We start from the raw sequence: 21,790 nt of genomic DNA on the forward strand, positions 1-21,790 counted from the left end.
CATCTGGTCGATTCGCATGCCCCCCTGCGCTTACGCCACTCGCTGGCCAGCGCTCAGTAGTGTCCCAGTAACTTCCACCACAAACCGCCGACAATCACCCAGATAATGAGATTGACCACACTCATAATAAAGCCTGCTTTCCACCACTCACCCAGTGTCAGATAGCCTGAGCCGTAAATGACGGGAGACGTTCCTGTTGCGTAATGGGTCAAGGTCATCATGATAGATGAGGTAGCGGCCATGATCAGCACAAACGGCATGGGCGGGGCACCGAGACTTAGACCAACAGTGAGAAAGGCGGCCATCATTGCGGTGATATGTGCAGTGGTGCTGGCAAAAAAGTAATGGGTATAGAGGAAGGTCAGCACAAGGAGGGCGGAGGCGCCTGCCCAACCAATCCCCATCATGGTAATCCAGTCCTGCATATTTGCAGAGAACCAATCAACAAGTCCGGTTTCCTTAAGCTGGCTTGCCATCATGATGAGGGCGCCAAACCACAGTAGCGTATCCCAGGCATTTTTCTCTTTCAGTACATCATCCCAGGTTAACACCCCCGTCAGCAGCAGCATGGAAAGACCGATAAAGGCAGATGTTGTCGTGTTAAGAGTTACCGCATCACCCAAAAATATTGCCGGAATATCTGCCCACAGCAGGAGTAGTACCAAAAAGACGAACAGCATAATGCCTTCGTTTCGGCTTATTTTGCCTAGCTCCGCCAGCTTGTCCCGCGCTATTTGGGTGGCATTAGGCGTTTCCTTAATTTCTGGTGGGTAGAGCAGGTAAAGAATATAAGGCATCGCCAGGATGGCGACTAAACCAGGCAGTAACATGGCGACCGCCCACGTTAACCAACTCAGTTGGATCTCTGCGCCCGTAGCGGTCGCAATGAGTTGAACTGTCAGCGGGTTTGGGGCAGTAGCGGTGACAAACATCGCCGAAGTAATTGGGTTGCTGTGGTAATTCACTAAGGCCAGGTATTTGCCAATTCTGCCAGAAGTATTTTCTTCTGGGTGTGAGTCAAAGCTGTGGGCAATCGAGCGCATAATGGGGTGGATAATGCCGCCGCCCCGGGCAGTATTGCTGGGTGTTACTGGGGCAATGGTAAGCTCTGAAAAAGCGAGGCCATAACCAATGCCCAGTGTACGCTTACCGAAGATGGATATGAAGTAGTAGCCGATACGCGCTCCTAAACCGGTTTTTATCAGCCCGCGTGAAATCATAATCGCAATAGCAATTAACCAGATCAGCGAGTTGGCGTAACTGCTTAAGGCCACATCGATAGCTTCGCCAGGCGTATCCCCCGTAACGCCGCTTGCCGCAACAATAGAAATAGCAATAACGGAAATAGCCCCAATGGGCATGGCTTTACCGATAATGGCAACAATAGTGCCAACGAAGATAGCCAGCATCAGCCACGCGTTGGGCGCTAGGCCTTCTGGTAGGGGAATGACCAGCCATATCAGCAGGGTCACGGCCACCGCAATAATGGTTGGCCAGAGTTTGAAGGGCAGTGTCTGCATAATAGACCTATATAACGTTAGCGGATGTTAACGGTATGCTCTTGGGCAACAAAGCAGCGCCTAAGCTCTCCATGTAAGTCTAGTTTTCGCGAATGCTTACCTCTTGACCCACATCAATGATGGTTCAGTCTGGGTGATGTTGCCTAGTTTTATAGCGTTGTCATATTCGTTTAAAACGATCACGCAGTGCTTAGTGACTGCTCCCCGCCCTAGCGGGCGAGGCTTCCCACTTCTCAAGCAGCAACCGGCGACATGCCGGATTTACGCGAGCCTCCATGGGCAGAGACGGACAGCCCTTCCACCTTTAACTGAATAATACCTTGATGCTTGATATTAAGCGCCGCGTTGATGTCCCGGTCGTGGTGCGTATGGCAGGAGGAGCCCCCCACGACCGGATGTTCAACGGCATGGTCCATTTTGTGGTTCACCTTAGTTTTTACGACGAAGTATCGCCGCAAAGTGTTCGATGGCGACATGATCGGGCAGCTCCGGGAGGCATTTGAATCTGCTTGCGAGACACCAGACTGCTGCATCCTGGAGTTCGATCGTGAAGAAGACCATGTTCACCTGCTTGTTGAATATCCGCCGAAGCTGTCGATCAGCGTGATGATCAACAACTTGAAATCCACGTCCTCCCGGCGGGTGCGCTTCTTGAACACGCATATCCCGAGGTTGAGTAAAAGCAGCGCTGCTCTGTGGTCCCGGTCGTATTTTGCTTGTAGTGTGGGTGGGGCAACCATCGAAATGCTCAAGACCTATGTGCAAGGGCAAACGCCCCATAGAGAGCACAGGATTTGAGCATGACAGCACTTTGAGCTCGCAGAGGAACGATGTCTCAAGCGGCAACTATAAATTTCATGAATTACACCTACGTGTTGCTCTGCATCAATGCTTTAAAGCCCGCAACGTGTTTACTATCTGGCATCCTCTCACCTCGCTCATGTCGGAGAAACAATGGCTGCTCCCAACCGCATCAAGCAAACTGCCTGGCATGCCCTGGAGGTAGGTGAAGCGCTCAAGCAACTCGACAGCACAGCCGATGGCCTCAGCGTTCAGGCTTCCGAGCGCCGGCTAGCCACTCATGGGCCCAACCAGCTCGAACAAACGAAGGGTCGTCCCTGGTGGCAGCGGCTACTCGCGCAGTTCAATAACATCCTGATGCTGGTACTGATCGTGGCGTCCGTTGCCAGCTTGGGGCTGGGCCACGCCATTGATGCCGTCGTGATTTTTTGTGTGGTGCTGATCATTGCGCTGATCGGCTTCATACAGGAGGGCAAGGCCGAGAAGGCCCTGGATAGCATCCGCCGAATGCTCTCGCCCCAGGCCGCAGTGCTGCGCGACGGAAAGCGTCTGACCATTCCTGCCGAGGAACTCGTGCCGGGTGATGTTGTGCTGGTTGAGAGCGGTGATCGAGTCCCGGCCGACCTGCGCCTGTTGACGGCGCAGCGTTTTCGCACCGAGGAAGCTTCATTGACTGGCGAGTCCACGCCGGTAGATAAGCAGACCCAGGCGGTAGACGATGATGCCGACCTGGGCGACCGCACCTGTATGGCCTATGCCAGCACCATCGTCGTCCAGGGCAATGCACACGGACTGGTCGTCGAGACTGCGGCGCACACCCAGATCGGCCGGATATCGGAGATGCTGCGCGACGTCGAGCAGCTCAAGACACCACTACTGCGCCAGATTGACCGCGCCGGCCAGATACTTGCCTTGTTTATTCTCGTTGCCGCCATTCTCACGGGCGCTTTCGGCTTGCTGGTGCATGGTCAACCATTAGGCAACATGTTCATGGCCGCCGTGGGGCTGGCGGTAGCGGCCATCCCCGAGGGCATGCCGGCTATCGTCACCATTGGGTTAGCCTTGGGCGTGCAGACCATGGCTCGCCGCAACGCAATTATCCGGCGCCTTCCGGCGGTAGAGACGCTGGGCTCCATTTCGACGATCTTCTCCGACAAGACCGGCACCCTGACCCGCAACGAGATGACCGCCGAGACAGTCTGGCTACCCGAGGGTGCGATACGCATTGAGGGCACCGGCTTTTCCCCGCAAGGTCGTTTCTATTGGATGCAAGAAGACAAGCCGGCGTCCCGATTCATTGACCTGGATAAAGCTCATGAACTGCGCCACTTCCTGAAGGTTGCCGTGCTTTGCAATGATGCCGAGCTCGCCGAGGATGAAGGTCGCTGGCGGATCCATGGCGACCCCACCGAAGGCGCCCTGGTCGTCGCCGCCGCCAAGGCAGGGCTTGAGGCCGGTACGCTGCGAAGCGACCACGCCAGGCATGATGCCATTCCTTTTGAATCCGAACGCCAGTACATGGCAACGCTCCACGAAGCGCACGGCGAACGCCTTTTGCTGGTTAAGGGTGCACCCGACCGCCTACTTGAGATGTGCCATCAGGTGCGCGATGGAAACCAGCATAGCGAACTGGACGTAGCGCTTTGGGAGGAGCGTATCCAAGCGCTATCCTCACGCGGCTTGCGCGTCTTGGCACTGGCGGAGAAGCAGATCCACGACGACCGTGACCTGGAGGATGAACATGCCGAAGAAGGACTGGTGCTGCTGGGCCTTGTGGGGCTGCTCGACCCACCTCGGGAAGAGGCCATCACATCGGTGAAAGAATGCCTTGCCGCTGGCATTCGTCCGGTGATGATCACCGGCGACCACGCCGCGACGGCACTGGCCATCGCCAGACAGCTGGGTTTTGCCCATACCGAGCGGGCTATAAGCGGACGTGAGATAGAGGCCATGTCGGATACCGAACTCGAGGCCATCATTCTCGACGTGGACGTCTTCGCGCGCGCCGCACCAGAGCACAAGCTGCGGCTGGTGAAGGCAATGCAGGCCCGCGGCGGCATCTGCGCCATGACGGGCGACGGGGTCAACGATGGGCCAGCCCTGAAGCGCGCCAACGTGGGCGTGGCAATGGGCATCCAGGGCACTGAGGCTGCCAAGGAGGCCGCCGAGATGGTGCTGGCCGACGACAACTTCGCGACCATCGTCGGGGCCATCCGTGAAGGTCGCAAGGTCTACGACAACATTCGCAAGACGATCACCTTTTTACTGCCAACCAACGGCGGCCAGGGGCTGGCGATCATGCTCGCCGTGCTGGCGGGCACTACCCTGCCGGTCACGCCACTACAGGCGCTTTGGGTCAACATGGTCGTCGCAGTGACGCTGGGCCTTGCGCTGGCCTTCGAAGGGGCCGAAAAAGATATTATGATTCGCCCGCCACGAGACCCCGACGCCTCACTGCTTGATCTGTTCCTTCTCTGGCGGGTGGTTTTTGTCTCTCTGTTACTGCTGCTCGGTGTATTTGGAATGTTCGGCTGGATACTCCTGCACGGCGGCAGTGAAATGCTGGCGCGCACCGGTGCGGTCAATATGCTGGTAATGGGGAGTGCTGCCTATCTGATCAACAGCCGCTACCTGCTGCGTAGCACCCTCAGCCTGGAGGGCCTCTTCGGCAGTCGTCCGGTATGGATTTCCATCGGTACGATTGTAGTGCTCCAGCTCGTCTGGACTTACCTGCCCTTTATGCAGGTCATCTTCGAAAGCGAGGGGCTCCATCTTAGTCATTGGGGCGTTATCCTGATCAGTAGCCTTGCCATTTACCTGATCGTGGAGCTGGAAAAATACGTGCTGCGCGCCCGCGGGTGTAAGTGAGAAAACTTGCAGGCATTGATAGCTGAAGCTTTTGAGCCAGAGCAAAACTTAAAAAGCTATCGACATGCCCGCAGTCCAGTTCTGGCGACATTCTTGAAGCACGTGAAATTCATTTGTCTTTTGATTTACAAAACCTAAAAAAGGTCGATCTAGCTCTGGAGTGGCATTCGTTTCCAGCAACCAACTGAAAAACATGAAGGTCTCTTTCGCGGCTTTTTCGGCCTGCTCGAGAAGCTGAGTCCCCATAAGCTCATCTACAACAAAAAAATGTTGTTTATTGATATTAAATAATGGAGAAGCCCCTGGATACGACGGCTCGGCAACACAGGCGGAAAGATCCATTCGAGTAGCCACTTCTTTCAACCATTCAAGACGGTGGACGCACTCTATACCTATCGCGCTCATCAACCTGTTCACAGGTGGATCAATAGAAAGGAACCTTAGCGCTAGGCAGCGGTAGCGATTTACTTCCATTTTTTCATGCGAATAAGCCAAAACAAGTTGTTCTTGTGGCAAAAAGTTAAGTGCTGTTAGCTTATCCATGACTTTTTAACCTCGCTATAAATTAAGGACAGAGCCTAGCAACGGCCTGGCGACATCCTAAAGCAGAGCTAATAGGCCATTCCATGACTCCCATCAATGTTTATTTTATAAATAATAAAATTTAAAGATGGCGACACTACTTAATATTTAAGGATTAGCTTTAAATAACTTATAGCACATAGATTTTAACTAAAAAATCTCACACTAAAGTATTACCCATGTAATCAATAAAACCCAAAAACTAATTACCCCACATCAAAACCACAAAAAATTCCTTAATGTTAAAAATTTGACCTACATCAAAACAAACAACCCTATAACCTGCCAAAGAAAAAAGGACAACTATAATATTTAAACTAGCACAGGAGTAGAAAACACAATGTCAACACTTACCAAAGCGCATGCCGACCCCAAAGCGATCAGTGACGATACCCTGATTGATTTCTGGTATCAGTCTTGGCTAGAAACCACTAACTCGGTCGTCAAGCTGCAACGCATTTGGCTGGAAACCTTCAACGAAGCATTTCGTCACGAGCTTGACCTTATTTCAACAGTGGCTCCCCTTCATAGCAGACTGACACAGTGCATGCTCGGTTTCGATGGCCCCCCAACACTAACCTCTATGGTGTCCTGCTATCACAAAATCTCTGGAGACATGACTGAAGCTACCTATAACCGAATACGCCAGGTGTCTGAGCTCAGCGACGATTTTAGAGAGCGCATTTGGTCTGAACTATGAGAGCAGCCGGGGGCTTATAGGCAACCATGCAAGACAGAAAAGCACGGCTGGAAGCCCTGAAGGCTGAACTTCTGGCCCGCGTACAGCGCTACGAAGATCATCGCCACCGTATCAACGGCGCTCTGGATAAGGGTCTTGATGAGCAGGCGATTGAAATCCACAACGATGAGGTGATCGCGCGACTGGAGGCTGAAGCCGAGGAGGAACTGGCCCAGATCAAACGCGCCCTGGCACGCATTGATGCTCGGGTAGGCGACTCTTGCGAAGAGTGTGGCAGGAAGATCGCTCCTAATCGTATTGAGGCTTTACCCCATACCACACGTTGTAGAAATTGCTCCGACGTGTAAAAGGAATTTTTTATGCCACAATTCCAAACAGGCGTCCTATAGCCGCTGTTAAGGCCATTGCGAGTGCCCCCCAGAACATCACACGCCATGCACCTTTTACTATCGGCGCCCCACCAACGCATGCAGCTATAGCACCCAAAAAAGCTAGAAAAAGTAACGAGAACAACGCCACCAATATAATCAATTGCTCGTGCGGCGCCCACCAAGCCACCAATAAAGGGAACAGAGCGCCGATGGTGAAGGTAGAGGCCGATGAAAGTGCGGCCTGAAGAGGTTTTGTTTTTCCGCTGCCAGCTAACCCAATGTCATCTCTAGCATGAGCGCCAAGCGCATCGTTTTTCATCAATTGCTGGGCAACCTGGCTTGCTAAATCCGGTGTAAGGCCACGGGCTTCGTAGATGGCGCCGAGCTCTGCTTGCTCGTCTTCGTAATCCTCATCCAATGATTTTCTCTCGATTTCAAGATCAGCATTTTCAGTGTCGGACTGTGAACTGACCGAAACATACTCCCCAGCCGCCATCGACATGGCACCGGCCACCAGCCCTGCAATGCCAGCTAACAATATATCGTTCTGCGTTGTATTGGCCGCCGCGACCCCAAGAATGAGGCTACTAGTTGAGACAATGCCATCATTCGCGCCCAATACGGCAGCTCGCAACCACCCCGTACGATGGGACCGATGGGGCTCTATATGTGTCATAGATTTAGTTTCCTCGCCGACGACCAAAGCACTTGCGGCCCAGTGAATGCTTTATCGTGTGAGCAGAACTAATCATCAACAAGACCTGCAGCCCGCAGCCGCTCCCTTAGGCGCTGGTTCTCCTCAATCAGATCCGTCGCCAGGGCGGCAAGTTCGGGAGCGGCTTCGAAGTCACGCTCTAACTGGCTCATCCGTCGAGCACGGGTCAGGTCTCGGCTTGTAAACCGCCAACTCGCCACATAGGGTGACCCATCGGCCAACAGACCGCTTTCAATGCGCTCGACGACCCAACCAGCTTCTACCGAGCAGGCTCGCGCTAAATCCTCGACGGTTAGAGTCGCCTCATCGATCAGTTCGCCGCTAACGATACGCTGCTGAGCCATCTTCTAGCCTCCCTTTCGTTGGCGTGGATCGAATGCCAGTTCTTGCGCCATGGTTTGGTACAGTTCTCGAGCCTTGTCGGTATCGGCTGGGGGTAGTACCACCTCGAGCTCCACATAAAGGTCGCCCGGCTCCAGCCCTGGAATACCACGCCCCCTCAGGCGCAATCGACGCCCCGTCTGTGACCCAGTTGGCACCTTGAGTTTAATCAACCCTGAAGGAGTCAGGGTTTCGATACTGGCGCCAAGCGCGGCCTCCCAAGGCGTAACCGACACCTTTTGGTATACATCTCTTCCCTCAACTCGATAACGCAAATCCGGTGTAAAGTGTATTTCCAAGTACAGGTCACCTGCCGAACCACCTCCAACTCCGGGACTGCCTTGCCCCGAGAGGCGAATATGCTGGCCCGCTTTAATACCCTTGGGTATCTGTACGTTAAGGGTGTGCTCTCGGGAGACAACGCGGCCTTGGGCATCCACCTGTGGCATTTGCAAGGTAATTGCCCGGTTGGCGCCGTAGAAAGCATCCTTCAGGTCGATGCTGATCTTGGCATGACGGTCCTCACCGCGCATCTGATAACTGCGTTTACCTCGGCCTGTACGGCCCCCTTGCCCAAACAGGTTGGCAAAAAAGTCGCTGAACTCACCTAAATCGGCCTCTTCGAAGCCGCGGCCTCTAAACTCAAAGCCCGAATCCCAGTCAGGAGGTGGCTGGAAGTCCTCCCCAGAATGGTATTGCTCGGCAAGTTGATCATAAGCGAAGCGTTTCTCTGGATCTGTCAACACCGCTTTTGCTTCATTAACCTCTTGCATGCGCTGTTCCGCTTCAGACTCTTTGCTGACATCAGGATGAAACTTACGCGCTAACTTGCGGTAGGCTTTCTTGATTTCCTCGGCCGTCGCGGCCTTTTCTACCCCAAGCACTTGGTAGTAATCCTTGAATTCCACTTATGAAAGCTCCTTCGGTGCTTGACAACCCACAATCGTCTTGACCGTTATGCCACCCCTAAAAGGAATCAGCTGTTTAATTCCAGCTTAGTCGATAATAGGAAGGAGGGGATGATAGGCAGAAGCTGTAGATGGATAAACTAAATGTCACCTACCTCTGCACTTTGCAGACATTAGCCAAATTAATGGACCGGTCGCCGACATGCTTACAACACCAACAGCTCCACTCATCGGGCATTGCCTTTCGTCTGGAAACCGACTAGCCTTGGGAACGTTCCCATTTTTATTATAGCGTACCGACATCTATGCCTTCGCCGCCTACCCGAGCCACCTTGATCGACGTTGCCAAGCTAGCGGGTACCTCCAAGTCCAGCGTTTCACGCTTCTTCGGCCCCGAACGCGACAAGCTTTCCCAATCGCTGCAGCAGCGCGTTGCCGAGGCGGCGGCGGCATTGGGCTACCATCCCAACCAGATGGCGCGAGGGCTCAAAGGCGGCGGCTCCCGCCTGCTGGGGATGATGGTGGCGGATATACGCAACCCTTTTTCGGTGGCCGTGATGCATGGCGTGGAGCTCGCATGCCGCGACTTCGGATACTCCTTGATGGTCTGCAATACCGATAACGACCCGGCACTTGAACAACACCACCTGGCGACGCTTGCGGCCTATCAGGTCGAAGGGCTGGTTATCAATGCCGCCGGGCAACCGGGACAGGCATTGCTGGAAAGCGGCGTCCCCGTGGTCCTGCTCGATCGTGACATCCACCATCTCGACGCCGAGGTGATCGGTCTCGACAATGCCCTCGCGATCGATATGGCCCTGGCGCACCTGGCGCAGCAGGGCTATCGCTCGATTCTGTATGTCAGCGAAACGCCCGAGCACACCAGCACTCGCCAGGCGCGGCTGGATCGCTTTCAGCAGCAGGCAGACGCCATGGGCTTCACCCGCCAGACGCTGATGCTCAGCCCCCGTGACATCGACACGCCCTGCACCGGCTTGGCCGCGTTCTTGGCACCGCATCCGCCCGGCCATTGTGCGGTGCTGTGCGCCAATGGCAATGCCACGCTCGCCATGGCGCGATGCTTCAAGCAGCTCGACGTCGCGATGGGCCCGGTGGGGTTAGTGGGCATTGACGAACTCGAATTGTGCGAGCTGATGACACCGGGTATTACCACGCTGGCCCAGCCCACCGACAGCATCGGCCGTGATGCCGTCGCCTGTCTGGTCAACCAGCTTGAGCGACGCGCAACGCCGCTGGCGTTTCACAGCCGTCATTCACCTCGGTTACTCGTCCGGGGCAGTACCGCTCCATGATCATTACCTATTTCACTAAATAGAGGCTACCTCCATGGAAAACAGGCGCTCTTCTTCCCCTCAGGTGCTTACTTTCGGCGAAGCAATGGCCATGTTCATTGCCGATGCCCCAGGTGACCTATCGGCGATCGAGCACTTCCATCGCCGACTGGCCGGTGCCGACAATAACGTGGCGATTGGACTGTCCCGCCTTGGGTTTCATGTAGGCTGGTTGAGTCGTGTCGGTACCGACAGCCTCGGCCGGTTTATCCAGCATGCCTTGAGCGCTGAAGGTATCGATGACCGTTACATCCATACCGATACGCAGCATCCAACAGGGCTGATGTTCAAGGAGCGCGCCGAGGAAGGCGCCGATCCTCGCGTGGAGTATTTCCGACGCGGCAGTGCCGCAAGTTACCTGTCCGTCGACGATGCCTCGACCATCGACTTCTCGTCGCTCACTCATCTACACGCCACCGGGATTACCCCCGCGCTCTCGGAAAGCGCCTGTAAGTTGACGCGCCATTTAATGCGCCAGGCCCGCGCCCAGGGTGCCAGCGTCTCCTTTGACCCCAACCTGCGCCCCTCACTTTGGCCGAGTGAAGACGCCATGCGCGACACCCTGAATGAGCTTGCAGGTCACGCCGACTGGGTGCTCCCCGGCCTTGCCGAAGGGCGCTTACTGACCCAGCAGGAGACCCCGGATGCCATCGCCGACGCTTACCTGGCGCGCGGCGCTAAGGCGGTGGTGATTAAATTGGGGCCAGAAGGCAGCTACTATCGGGGAATGCTCACCGGCAAACTGGAGAGTTTTACCGTGCCGGGTCAGCCGGTGGCCAGGGTGGTGGATACGGTCGGCGCCGGTGACGGCTTCGCCGTGGGGTTGATCAGCGCGCTACTCGACGGTCTGTCACCCCAGCAAGCACTCAACCGGGGCAACCTGGTGGGTGCCCAGGCCGTTCAAGTGGTCGGCGACATGGAAGGGCTGCCCAATCGCCAGCAACTCCAGGCGCTTGAAGCCGACCACCCCGATGCCTGACGCTTGGCGATACGTTAAAAGGCTTTTACCCAGGAGATAACCGTGAAGAAACGTTTGGTAGTTCAAGGACGACTCAGCGACGCCCAGCTCGACACACTCAACGACTTATTTAAGGTGGACGTACTGCCCAAACCCAACGCGCTGGATGCACCTGAAAATCGCGCGGTACTGGCAGGCACGCAGGGCATCATCGGTTCCGGCCTGGCGATTACCCCGGCGTTATTGGACGCAGCGCCCCAATTAGAAGTCATCGCGACTATCTCCGTAGGCTACGACAACATCCCCGTCGATGAACTTACCAAACGCGGCATTATGCTGTGCAATACGCCCGACGTGCTTACCGAAACCACCGCCGATACAGGCTTTACCCTGATCATGGCCACGGCCAGGCGCGCCGTTGAACTCGCCGAGTGGGTGAAAGCCGGGCAGTGGCAGTCAAGCATTGGCCCCGATCGGTTCGGTAGCGACGTACATGGCAAGACTCTGGGCATGGTGGGTTTCGGCCGGATCGGTCAGGCCGTCGCCCGGCGTGGGGCCCTGGGGTTTGGCATGCAGGTGCTCTATTCCAACGCCTCGCCCAAACCCGCGCTGGAAAAAGAACTGGGCGCCCAGCGCCGCGAACTCAACGAGCTGCTGGCCGAGGCCGATTTCGTGTGCGTTACGGTGCCCCTCACCGCCAACACCGAGCGTTTGATCGGCGCCCGGGAGTTCGCACAGATGAAGCCGTCGGGCATTTTCATCAATATCGCCCGGGGCAAAGTAGTCGATGAAAGCGCCCTGATACACGCGCTGGAAAACGGCGTCATCCACGCGGCAGGGCTCGACGTGTTCGAGCAGGAGCCATTGCCGGCATCGTCGCCGTTGCCGAAGATGCCCAATGTGGTCGCCCTGCCCCATATTGGCTCTGCCACCCATGAAACCCGCGACGCCATGGCCCAACGGGCAGTGGATAATATTCGCCTGGCACTGCAGGGCGAGCGCCCGATTAGCCTAGTTAACGAGGAAACCTATCAGTGAATTCTGCAATGAACACGGCCACCCCCCTCTGCCTGCTGTTCGATTGCGATGGCACCCTGGTGGATAGTGAAATACTGCTTGCCGAGGTAATGGGCGACATTCTGCCCGAATTCAACTTACCCTTCTCCGCCCAGCAATATATGGACGAGTTTCGAGGTGTACGTTTTCAGACTATCGTCCAAACCTTGGAAAACCGTTTTCAAGCACTTGCTGAAGGTAAATTTACCCAACTTGAGGCAGGCATGCGGGCGCGCATGGAGGCTCGCATGCGTGCCGAGCTGGTAGCCATCCCAGGAATGACTGCCGCACTTGAGCAGCTAACGGGCCATCCTAAGGCCGTAGTATCTAACGGCCCTGATCGCAAAATACGCTGCGCATTGGAAAGCACCGATCTTGGCCACTATTTTGAAGACAGACTGTTCAGCGCCTATACCCTTAACGTGTGGAAGCCAGACCCAGAACTTTATCGCAAGGCGGCTGCCGCCATGGGGTATTCCCCTCAACACTGTATCGTGATCGATGATGCCGCCGTGGGTGTGGAAGCGGGGTTGGAAGCAGACATGCACGTTATTCATCTCAATCACTTCCCGAATGAAGAGAGCACGCCCGAAGGCGCCATTGGCATTCAGCATGCAAGCGAGTTACCCGCTGCTATTGCGCGCCTATCAGCTAAAGTGAGTGCTTAGCTTGTGGGTTGAAAATTCTCGGTATGACGATGATAAAGGGGCTATTCAATGAGGTTATTTTCCTTGCAAGGACAAGTGGCTATGGTCACCGGTTGCAATAAAGGCTTGGGCCAAGGCATTGCCGTGGCACTAGCCGAGGCGGGCGCTGACATTGTTGGCGTCAGCCGCTCACCCACCGACCAAACGCGCCAGCAAGTCGAAGCGTACGGGCAACGTTTTTACACTATCGAAGCAGAATTAGGTTATCACGCGCCAAGCGATATTGTTAACCAAGCCATCAACCAAGCCGGCAAACTGGATATTCTGGTTAACAATGCGGGGATGATTCGCCGGGCTCCGGCGATTGAGTTCTCTGAACAAGACTGGGACTCGGTGATAGACGTCAACTTAAAGGCGGCGTTTTTTCTGGCTCAGCAGGTTGCCAAGCACTTAATTGAGCGCAAAGCACCCGGTAAGATCGTCAATATTGCCTCCCTGCTTTCGTTTCAAGGCGGCATTCGCGTCCCCTCCTACACCGCGAGTAAAAGTGGCATCCTCGGTCTAACGCGACTACTGGCTAACGAATGGGCACCTTACGATATCAACGTCAATGCCATCGCGCCTGGATACATGGCGACGGATAACACCCAGGCGCTACGCGACGACCCTCAGCGCCATGACGAGATCCTGGGACGCATTCCGGCAGGCCGCTGGGGAACGCCCGAGGATTTAGCGGGCGCGGTAATCTTTTTATGCTCTGACGCCGCCCGCTATGTTCATGGCCACGCCCTAGCGGTGGACGGAGGCTGGCTCGCGCGCTAGAAGCAGGTAACTAATTGCTCTTTGACGGTTAATTGATCATCCACCAATAGCAGTTGGCGCCATTTATCAAAGGTCAAACAAGGATGTGAGGCGCCAAAAGCGACAATATCGCCGACCTCGACATCCTCAACGCCTTCAGAAAGCCGCACGAACGCGTGCTGATCCATGATTTTTGTCACTTCCCAGCCAGTAACCGATAATGGCTGCGAAGGCTTACCGGCTTCCCGGTAGCGGCGTAGAGCGATGGGCAACTGGTCGTGACCAATATCGCGCTTACCCAGCGCCACAATGGCAAGCCCAGGCTCAGGGAGCGACTGAATCTGTGCAAAGACTTCCAGTGCAGGCTCAAGCCCCTGCTGCAAATCCGGCCGACGCGTTAACACTGCCGTTTGCGCTTCACGATAAAGCCCATGATCGTGGACGACGTAGCATCCAGGCCGCAGCACAGGGGTAAAACGCCCCTGAAGCGGAGCGCCCTGAAAGGCTTCCGCAATTACGTCATACCAGGCAGAGCCTGACGCGGTAACAATGGGGCTTGCCTCTGAAAAACGTCCAGCGGCCTCAAGCTCCACCGCCACTTCCACTAACTGCTTTGCGTAGTCACGTATACCGTTCTCTGGATCATCCCCGTGAACCACACCTTCATAGCCTTCTAGACCTACTAGAGAAAGCGCCGGCTGATTAGCAATGACCTCTGCCAACGAGAGAATCTGCAGCTTGTTACGGCAGCCACACCGCCCCCCGGTTACGCCTACCTCAATGAGTACCGATAAATTCAAACCACGTTCTGCAAAAAAACGCCCAAGCTGGCGCACGTTCTCGTGACTATCGACCACGCAGTAAAACGTAGCACCCTGCTCAATAAGACTGGCGATGATGGCCATATTGGCCTGGCCTACCAGTTGGTTGGCCATTAGCAAGCGGGTAACACCATTGCCGAAGGCCGCACGGCACTGCGGCGCGGTCGCCAATGTAATGCCCCATGCCCCCGCCTGAAGCTGACGATGGAAAAGTGCTGGCGTCATGGTGGTTTTGCCATGAGGCGCCAAACGGGCACCGTGGGCTTCGGCAAACCGCTGCATCCACGCCAGGTTGTGTTCAAGCTGGGCCTCATGTACCGCGGCGGCGGGCAAGCTGACACCGGACAACAAATGGGAGCCGAGTTCCATCCCGCCTTTATCTACCGCTAACGCCTTTGTCTGCATTCGCCTGCCCCGACTGGAAAATATTCTACTTTTACACTATCACGTAGCCGATTCTTCACCAGTCAACTGCCGCACCGCCAGCTCCACACCGCGCAGTTCCGCCAACCCCCGCAGGCGCCCGTAGAGTGGGTAACCCGGCGCCGTGTTGCGCTGTTGATCATCCAGCAGTTGGTGGCCGTGGTCCGGGCGCAGCGGCAAGCGCGCCCCGCCCTCTCGCTCGCGCCGCCGCTCTTCATCCACCAGGGCATGTATCACCTCCACCATATCCACATCACCAGCCAAGTGCGGTGCCTCGTGGAATGAGCGCGAATCCGCTTCACGCTGCGTGGCACGCAGATGGATAAAGTGAATATGCGGGGCAAAGTGGCGGGTCATTGCCACCAAATCATTGTCTTGCCGAACGCCGTAAGAGCCGGTGCAAAGCGTCAAACCATTGGCGGGGCTGGGCACGCGATCGACAATCCACTGAGCATCCTCGCGCGTCGAGACCACCCGGGGCAGCCCTAGCAGCGATCGTGGCGGGTCATCTGGATGGATAGCCATACGAATGCCCACTTCTTCCGCTAACGGAATAACCGCCTGGAGAAAATAACCTAGGTTCTCCCGCAGCCGAGCGGCGTCAATATCAGCGTAACCTTCAAGGACCGCGCGAAACTGCTCAAGGGTGTAGTGCTCTTCGGCGCCCGGCAGCCCCGCAATCAGCGTGTTGACTAATTTGTCACGGCCAGCGCTATCTAACCCCTCAAGATAGCGACTTGCTTGAGTTTGCTCCTCATCGCTGTACGCTTTCTCAGCGCCTGGTCGCTGAAGCAAGTAAAGATCAAAAGCCGCAAACGCGGTTTGATCAAAGCGCAGCGCCAAGGCACCATCGGGTAATTGATAGGCTAGATCGGTACGTGTCCAGTCCAGCACCGGCATAAAGTTGTAGCACACGGTATCGATACCACAGGCCGCCAGGTTGCGTAGCGTCTGGCAGTAGGTGGCAATTAGCGCATCGCGCTCGGATAAGCCTTTTTTGATCGACTCATGTACCGGCACGCTCTCCACCACCGACCATGTCAGGTCAGCGGCTTCGATCATTTGCTGACGCTCACGGATCGCCTCAACCGGCCAAACCTGATCATTGGGCACCTCATGCAGTGCCGTCACGATACCGGTAGCGCCTGTTTGGCGAATTTCTTCCAGCCGAATAGCATCTTTAGGGCCAAACCAGCGCCAGGTATGCTCCATGGGGATCTCCTTTTATTAGGCTTTGTATGAAAACTGCCTACGCTCGACAATACGGCGTTAAAAATCGCCTCGAAATGCTCATTTACCCCCCGTAAACTCCGCTTTCTCGTTGATTTTTGGCTTGTCTAGTCTTCGCTCGCCGACTTTTCGTATAAAGCCTAGTTGCGCTCAAGCGCTACCAGCGCTTCACTTAGTCCACCTTGGGTCAGCTTTTGATACGCGTTTAGTACGCACTGAGCAAACACTTTGTCTGCGGCTAGCTCGCTCGGCACCACATCGTCCATGGTTAAAAAGGCCGTCACCAGAGCACTGGCATCGACGCCATGGGCGTGGTGTAAATCGGCAAAGCGCTTGGCTAGCGGGTCGTCAACGGTGTAGCGATTCCCGAGCAGATCTTCGCCCGCGGTGTAGCGAATCCAGGCCGCCATTCCCAACGCTACGCAGGGCGATGTCTCGCCAGCGACACTACGTTTCAGTGCTCCAGAAAGCCAGCGCTGCGGCAGCTTTTGGCTGCCATCCATAGCGATTTGCTGTAGGCGATGGCGCAGGCTGTCATTGGCAAAGCGCGCCAGCAGCGAGTCAGCGTAAGCGTCTAAATCAATCCCTTCCGGCATCTCAAGGGTAGGCGCCGCCTCTTCAAGCATATAGCGGCGTAGCAGCACGCGAAGCGCGTCGTGATTGACCCCTTCATAGACCGTTTCAATACCCGCTAATGCGCCCAGGTAAGCCAGTAAGGAGTGGCTGCCATTGAGCATGCGTAACTTCATGGTTTCAAACGGCGCTACATCGGCGACCATCTCAACGCCTTCGGCTTCCCAGCTCGGCCGCCCGGCTGGGAAGTGATCTTCGACCACCCACTGAGTGAACGCCTCGCATACCACGGCGTTTGAATCTGTAACGCCCAGCGCCGCCAAGCGTTCAAAGTCCGTGTCAGTCATGGCGGGCACGATGCGATCCACCATGCTGCAGGGAAATGCCACCTCGGAGGCTATCCAGCTAGCCAGCGCGGCATCGCGCTTCTCCGCCAACTGCACCACCGCTTGGCGCGTTCGCTTACCGTTATCCGGCATATTGTCGCAAGAGAGCACAGTAAAAGGGGCAATGCCTGCCTCACGCCGCCGCGCTAGCGCTTCAACCAGCAGCCCTGGGGCGGTACGCGGCTGCTGGGGCGAGGCAATATCGCCGATGATCATCGGATCATCGTCTCTTAACTCACCGCTAGCCGGGTTTAAAAAGTAGCCCTTCTCGGTCACCGTTAAAGTAACGATACGGGTGTCCGCAGAGGCCATTCGCGCTAACAGCCTTTCCCGGTCACGCCCCCAATTACCGGCACCATCACGGCCAGAAAACAACGTCTCTTCGATCACGCCTATTTCGCGCAGTGTGACGCTGTCACTATCGGTGTACTCGGCGACATGATAGCGATGCCCAGCCGCGCTCAATCCGTCGACTAAAGCAACGCTGGCACGCAGGTTAGCGCTGCAAACACCCCACCCAGTGTCACCACTACGCTGACGATAACGCTCTAAATAGACCGCTTGGTGGGCACGGTGAAATGCGCCTAAGCCCAGATGAACAAAACCGACCTGGCCACTTTTTGGCCTCGCTTCAATACGCTGAGGAGCCATCATCAATTACTCTCCCATCAGCAAGTTAGGCAACCAAAGCGAAATCGCGGGGACATAGGTCACCAACAACAGCACCGCCAAGTTGCACAGCAAAAAGGGCACGATGGCTCGTGCCACCGTCAGCATCGGCAGTTTGCCAATACCCGCAACCACAAACAGGCACACTCCTACCGGCGGTGTTGTTAGCCCGATCATCAGGTTCAGCACCGCGATCATCGCAAAATGAACCGGATCGACACCCACGCCAGTGGCTACCCCCACCAAGGCAGGGAAAAGAATAATCAGCGCGGCGATGGTTTCCATAAAAGCGCCGACAAATAGCAGAATCAGGTTAAGAATAAGTAAAACAATTAGCGGGTTGTCGCTGATGGAGAGAATAAGCGCAGCGATCATCTGGGGAATCTGTTCACTGGTGAGTATCCAGCCAAACAGGTTTGCCAACCCCACCATCACCAGCAGTGCAGATGAGGTCAATACAGTGTCTGACAAAATCGCCGGGAGCTTTTTCCACGACAGGCCTTTATACACATACATACCCACCACTAGTGCATAAAGCGAGGCGACAATAGACGCTTCTGTGGGAGTAAAAAACCCGCCAATAATGCCGTATAGAATAATCACGGTCATCAGCAGCGCCCAGAAGGCCGTTTTCGCTTCGCGCAGCAGCTGCAGAAATGGTACCCGCTGCTCTTTGGGGTATCCGCGACGAACGGCCAGGATATACACCGTGGCCATCATGGCGAGTCCCATCAACAGGCCAGGAATCGCACCCGCCAGGAACATTCGACCAACCGAAATACCGCTTAGTGAACCTACGATAATCATCGGTACACTGGGCGGAATAATCGGCCCAACGGTTGACGAGGCGGCGGTAACCGCAGCGGCAAAGGGTTTGTCATAACCCGAGCGCGCCATACCGGGGATCATCACCGAACCGATGCTGGCTGAGTCGGCCACCGCCGTGCCGGAGATACCGCCGAAAATCATTGAGCCCGCCACATTGGCCAAGCCAAGCCCGCCGCGAATATGACCTAATAATGCATTGGAGAAACGCACGATATGTTCCGTGATATTGCCCACGTTCATCAAATTGCCAGCCAGCACAAAACCGGGAATACAGAGCAGCACAAAGGTGTCGATGCCCGCATACATCCTCTGCGGCACAATCGTCAATGAAATGCCTTCAAGCAGCAGATAAGAAAGCGAGGCTAACCCCAGCGCGAACGCAATAGGCATCCCCACCAAGAGCAGAATCAAGAAAACACTGAAAAGAATAATAACTTCCATGTTTACGACTCCTGAAGAGAGGCAGAGGAGCGACACATTGCGATAATTCCCTCAACACACCCTAGTACGCTGTACACCAGGAGTAGCGCAAAGGTGACTACCGTTGAGAAAAAGATATACAGCATGGGAACATGCAGCGTCGGCGAGGTCTGCATGGTGCCGTTTTGCGCATACTGCCAAGCGTAAGGCAGCACTAGATATGCAAACAGGCCAATCAGCGAACAAATTAGCACTTGAAAAGCCGCCTGCATGCGCGGCCCCAGCAGGTGGTGGAAAAGTTCAACGCTGATATGTCGGTTCTGGCGCAATACAACACCGACGGATAACGCCACCATATAAATAAACAGATAGCGCGAGAGTTCCTCAGTCCAAGCAATAGAAAACGGCAAAAATAGCCGCGAACAAATTTGCAGCAGTACCGTGACGGCAATCGCAACAAGTGCCACGACCGCCAAGGTTAGAAAACAATTATCCACCCAGCCAATCACGCGCCCAATGGGGCCTTTTAGCTTAGGCACTGCCGACATTGAATCCAGACTTTCCAACGCTTCCTGTTCAAGCGCTTTGTGATCCGAGTTCATAACCGTATCCTCATGGGCAAGCAGCCTTTGCCGTTCGAAAATGGGCCAGCAAGATGCCAGCCCATCGCCATTACCAGTTCACTACCAACGCATTACCAGCGAGCTTACAAATCCTGGATAGCGTCAAAGAGTTCACGCTGCTCGTCGGTTAAGGCCTCAAGGACAGCGGGGCGAGCTTTCTCTGCGAATGCATCGACGTCGACTTCCACGAACTCCATGCCACGCTCTTTAAGCGCTTCTTCAAGACGTTCTTGATCATCAATGAAAAGCTCAGCCTGATGATCCTGCATGGTTTGGGCAGCATCACGAACCACCTGCTGTAACTCATCAGGCATACTTTCTAACTGATTACGTCCGATCACCACATAGATCCAACTGCGCACATGGCCTGTCATGTTGACGTAGTCCTGCACCTCGTTGAAGCTGGCACTTTCGATCAGACTTAGCGGGTTTTCCTGGCTTTCTAAGGTATCTTGCTGCAGCGCAGTAAACACTTCGCTAAACGCCATAGGGGTTGGACGTGCACCCATCGCTTTCCAAGTATCAACAAATAGCGGCACGTTAGGCACACGAAGACGCAGCCCATCGAGCTCGTCTGGGTCGCGGATAGGCCGGTTGGAGGTCAGCTCACGGGGACCGCGCTCAAACCACGCCAATGGGACTAAGTTTGTCTGCTCAGTGATTTGCGCCTCAATTTCAGCGCCGATGTCACCGTTAACCGCTGCATGAAGGTGCTCGGAATCTCGAAAGGCGTAAGGTACAGCCATCATGGCGGCTTTCGGCGCCCAATTCTGTAAGCTTTCACCCGTGATGGTCATATCCGCCGTGCCCAATTGGATACTATTGATCACGTCCAACTCGTTACCGAGCTGCTCACTGGGGTAGAGGCGCACCTCAATCTGACCATCGGAGTTCGCTTCGACTTCTTCTTTAAATTTCTCGGCGGCCTGGTGCCAAATGTTCTGCTCATTGGCTAAATGGCCGAAACGCAAGGTATAGTCTGCCGCCATCGCGGAGTGACTGCCTAATATGGCGGCCCCAAGAACGGCGCTGGTGATAAATTGTTTAATCATTTTCTCTCTCCTGCACACTGGTGTTGTAGATTGTTAATTACGCGTGGGTTGGCGTGGTTACCCTTAGGCACTGATTTGAATCAGTACCTTGCGGGCCTCTTCTGGTCGGTGGTCAAGCATCTCGATGGCATTGGGCATGTCACCTAGCGGTAACCGATGGCTGACGAGCGCCAACGGATCCAACTGTCCACTTGCCATTAGCTCAAGCACCTCCGGAAACTTACGATTGTTCAGGCGCGAGCCAACCAAGGTCAGCTCTTTCTTGATCACCTCTAGCTGCACTAGCTCACTGGGCTGAACGCTAAAGCCCAGCAGACCAATGCGCCCTGCTGGCGACGCTAAACGCAGCATTTGCGGTAGCAGCGCGGGGACACAGGCCGCATCGGCAATTAGTGGCATGCCCTCACCCTGGGTTAAGGCAAGCACCTCTTTTTCCACATTTTGCTCGCGGCTATTAAATACCTGCGTTGCCCCAAGCTGTTTTGCCGCTGCTAATCGCTCATCAATAACGTCCGTTACAACCACTTCATCTATACCCTTGGCCAGGGCCATCTGCAGGATCGTCAGGCCAATAACCCCAGCGCCTAAAATCATTAGCCGGTCACCAGGGTGCGGCTGCATGCGATCAAGTACGTTGGCGGCAATGGTGTAAGGCTCCACTAAGGCAGCAGCATCCAGTCCGATATGATCAGGTAGGTGGTGCACATTAGCCGCGGGGACGGCAACAAACTCTTCAAAACCGCCATCGCGATGCACGCCGATCACTTCAAGCGAACTGCACACGTTGGGACGACCAATCCGGCAGGGGTAGCAATCACCGCAGCTGATAACCGGGTCAATGCAGACGCGGTCCCCAACGGTTACGTCAAGCACCCCTTCCCCCACCGCTTCCACTACCCCGGCAAACTCGTGGCCGGTGATACGCGGAAAGCGCACAAAGGCGTTATCGCCATGGATAATGTGCATATCCGAACCGCAGATACCGGCAAATGCCACGCGCACCAGTACTTCACCAGTGGCCGCCTTGGGCAGTTCAACATCTGCCACCTGATAGTCGTGAGGTGCCTTCACCTGGAATGCTTTCATTGACATAAATCTCCTTGCC

General features: G+C 55.3%; 22 protein-coding genes. 9 read left to right on the top strand and 13 right to left on the bottom strand.

What is annotated here, in order from left to right:
- Positions 1–53 precede the first annotated feature (53 nt).
- Both CPH17_RS05450 and CPH17_RS05455 read right to left on the bottom strand, forming a co-directional pair.
- On the bottom strand, positions 54–1,520 hold the full coding sequence (locus tag CPH17_RS05450; protein ID WP_096298490.1) for a DASS family sodium-coupled anion symporter: 1,467 nt from the start codon (positions 1,518–1,520) through the stop codon (positions 54–56).
- A gap of 233 nt (positions 1,521–1,753) precedes the next feature.
- Positions 1,754–1,936, bottom strand: coding sequence for a transposase (locus tag CPH17_RS05455; RefSeq protein ID WP_231898081.1), 183 nt, complete (start codon positions 1,934–1,936; stop codon positions 1,754–1,756).
- A gap of 1 nt (position 1,937) precedes the next feature.
- Between CPH17_RS05455 and tnpA the strand changes: the two genes are divergently transcribed.
- Complete coding sequence (gene tnpA, locus CPH17_RS05460; RefSeq protein ID WP_231898082.1) at positions 1,938–2,318, top strand: IS200/IS605 family transposase; 381 nt, start codon at positions 1,938–1,940, stop codon at positions 2,316–2,318.
- A 156-nt stretch (positions 2,319–2,474) separates the two neighbouring features.
- On the top strand, positions 2,475–5,189 hold the full coding sequence (locus CPH17_RS05465; RefSeq protein WP_074396831.1) for a cation-translocating P-type ATPase: 2,715 nt from the start codon (positions 2,475–2,477) through the stop codon (positions 5,187–5,189).
- A 48-nt stretch (positions 5,190–5,237) separates the two neighbouring features.
- On the opposite strand, the gene CPH17_RS05470 is transcribed toward CPH17_RS05465, so the two are convergent.
- A complete protein-coding gene (locus CPH17_RS05470; RefSeq protein ID WP_074396832.1) occupies positions 5,238–5,732 on the bottom strand; it encodes a hypothetical protein in 495 nt (164 codons plus the stop codon).
- A 379-nt stretch (positions 5,733–6,111) separates the two neighbouring features.
- Here CPH17_RS05470 and CPH17_RS05475 point away from each other — a divergent pair, with 379 nt between their 5' ends.
- Positions 6,112–6,471 carry a hypothetical protein gene (locus CPH17_RS05475; RefSeq protein ID WP_074396833.1) on the top strand — a complete coding sequence of 120 codons (360 nt, stop codon included), beginning with the start codon at positions 6,112–6,114 and terminating at the stop codon, positions 6,469–6,471.
- A gap of 26 nt (positions 6,472–6,497) precedes the next feature.
- Positions 6,498–6,818 (top strand): TraR/DksA family transcriptional regulator, encoded by a 321-nt coding sequence (locus CPH17_RS05480; RefSeq protein WP_074396834.1) that lies wholly within the window; start codon positions 6,498–6,500, stop codon positions 6,816–6,818.
- Between the two features lie 10 nt (positions 6,819–6,828).
- Here CPH17_RS05480 and CPH17_RS05485 read toward each other — a convergent pair whose 3' ends face one another.
- The 3 genes from CPH17_RS05485 to CPH17_RS05495 form a co-directional block, all read right to left on the bottom strand.
- The gene (locus tag CPH17_RS05485; protein WP_074396835.1) at positions 6,829–7,518 is read right to left on the bottom strand and encodes a VIT1/CCC1 transporter family protein; all 690 of its coding nucleotides are present in this window, start codon (positions 7,516–7,518) and stop codon (positions 6,829–6,831) included.
- Between the two features lie 68 nt (positions 7,519–7,586).
- Entirely contained in the window at positions 7,587–7,901 is a 315-nt protein-coding gene (locus tag CPH17_RS05490; RefSeq protein WP_074396836.1) for a chaperone modulator CbpM, read from the bottom strand.
- Positions 7,902–7,904: 3 nt separating this feature from the next.
- On the bottom strand, positions 7,905–8,846 hold the full coding sequence (locus tag CPH17_RS05495) for a DnaJ C-terminal domain-containing protein (protein WP_074396837.1): 942 nt from the start codon (positions 8,844–8,846) through the stop codon (positions 7,905–7,907).
- A gap of 305 nt (positions 8,847–9,151) precedes the next feature.
- On the opposite strand from CPH17_RS05495, the gene CPH17_RS05500 reads away from it, so the two are divergent.
- From CPH17_RS05500 to kduD, 5 genes are read left to right on the top strand one after another with little or no spacing between them, the layout of a single operon-like run.
- Positions 9,152–10,159 carry a LacI family DNA-binding transcriptional regulator gene (locus CPH17_RS05500; protein WP_074396838.1) on the top strand — a complete coding sequence of 336 codons (1,008 nt, stop codon included), beginning with the start codon at positions 9,152–9,154 and terminating at the stop codon, positions 10,157–10,159.
- 34 nt (positions 10,160–10,193) lie between these two features.
- A complete protein-coding gene (locus CPH17_RS05505; protein ID WP_074396839.1) occupies positions 10,194–11,177 on the top strand; it encodes a sugar kinase in 984 nt (327 codons plus the stop codon).
- A gap of 42 nt (positions 11,178–11,219) precedes the next feature.
- Positions 11,220–12,194 carry a 2-hydroxyacid dehydrogenase gene (locus CPH17_RS05510; protein ID WP_074396840.1) on the top strand — a complete coding sequence of 325 codons (975 nt, stop codon included), beginning with the start codon at positions 11,220–11,222 and terminating at the stop codon, positions 12,192–12,194.
- Between the two features lie 8 nt (positions 12,195–12,202).
- Complete coding sequence (locus tag CPH17_RS05515; RefSeq protein WP_096298494.1) at positions 12,203–12,880, top strand: HAD family hydrolase; 678 nt, start codon at positions 12,203–12,205, stop codon at positions 12,878–12,880.
- Between the two features lie 48 nt (positions 12,881–12,928).
- Positions 12,929–13,681 carry a 2-dehydro-3-deoxy-D-gluconate 5-dehydrogenase KduD gene (kduD, locus tag CPH17_RS05520; RefSeq protein WP_096298496.1) on the top strand — a complete coding sequence of 251 codons (753 nt, stop codon included), beginning with the start codon at positions 12,929–12,931 and terminating at the stop codon, positions 13,679–13,681.
- Here the strand turns inward: kduD and CPH17_RS05525 are convergent.
- The 7 genes from CPH17_RS05525 to CPH17_RS05555 form a co-directional block, all read right to left on the bottom strand.
- The gene (locus CPH17_RS05525; RefSeq protein WP_096298498.1) at positions 13,678–14,886 is read right to left on the bottom strand and encodes an amino acid deaminase; all 1,209 of its coding nucleotides are present in this window, start codon (positions 14,884–14,886) and stop codon (positions 13,678–13,680) included. The genes kduD and CPH17_RS05525 overlap by 4 nt on opposite strands.
- Positions 14,887–14,925: 39 nt before the next feature.
- Positions 14,926–16,116, bottom strand: coding sequence for a mannonate dehydratase (gene uxuA / locus CPH17_RS05530; protein WP_096298500.1), 1,191 nt, complete (start codon positions 16,114–16,116; stop codon positions 14,926–14,928).
- Positions 16,117–16,274: 158 nt separating this feature from the next.
- Positions 16,275–17,747 carry a mannitol dehydrogenase family protein gene (locus CPH17_RS05535; RefSeq protein WP_096298502.1) on the bottom strand — a complete coding sequence of 491 codons (1,473 nt, stop codon included), beginning with the start codon at positions 17,745–17,747 and terminating at the stop codon, positions 16,275–16,277.
- Positions 17,748–17,750: 3 nt separating this feature from the next.
- Positions 17,751–19,031, bottom strand: a complete 1,281-nt coding sequence (locus CPH17_RS05540) for a TRAP transporter large permease (RefSeq protein WP_096298504.1) — start codon at positions 19,029–19,031, stop codon at positions 17,751–17,753.
- Between the two features lie 2 nt (positions 19,032–19,033).
- On the bottom strand, positions 19,034–19,612 hold the full coding sequence (locus tag CPH17_RS05545) for a TRAP transporter small permease (protein WP_096298506.1): 579 nt from the start codon (positions 19,610–19,612) through the stop codon (positions 19,034–19,036).
- 104 nt (positions 19,613–19,716) lie between these two features.
- A complete protein-coding gene (locus CPH17_RS05550; RefSeq protein WP_096298508.1) occupies positions 19,717–20,685 on the bottom strand; it encodes a TRAP transporter substrate-binding protein in 969 nt (322 codons plus the stop codon).
- 63 nt (positions 20,686–20,748) lie between these two features.
- Entirely contained in the window at positions 20,749–21,771 is a 1,023-nt protein-coding gene (locus CPH17_RS05555; RefSeq protein ID WP_096298510.1) for a Zn-dependent oxidoreductase, read from the bottom strand.
- Between the last annotated feature and the right edge of the window lie 19 nt (positions 21,772–21,790).

This window comes from Halomonas sp. hl-4 (genome assembly GCF_900215475.1).
GTDB lineage: Bacteria > Pseudomonadota > Gammaproteobacteria > Pseudomonadales > Halomonadaceae > Vreelandella.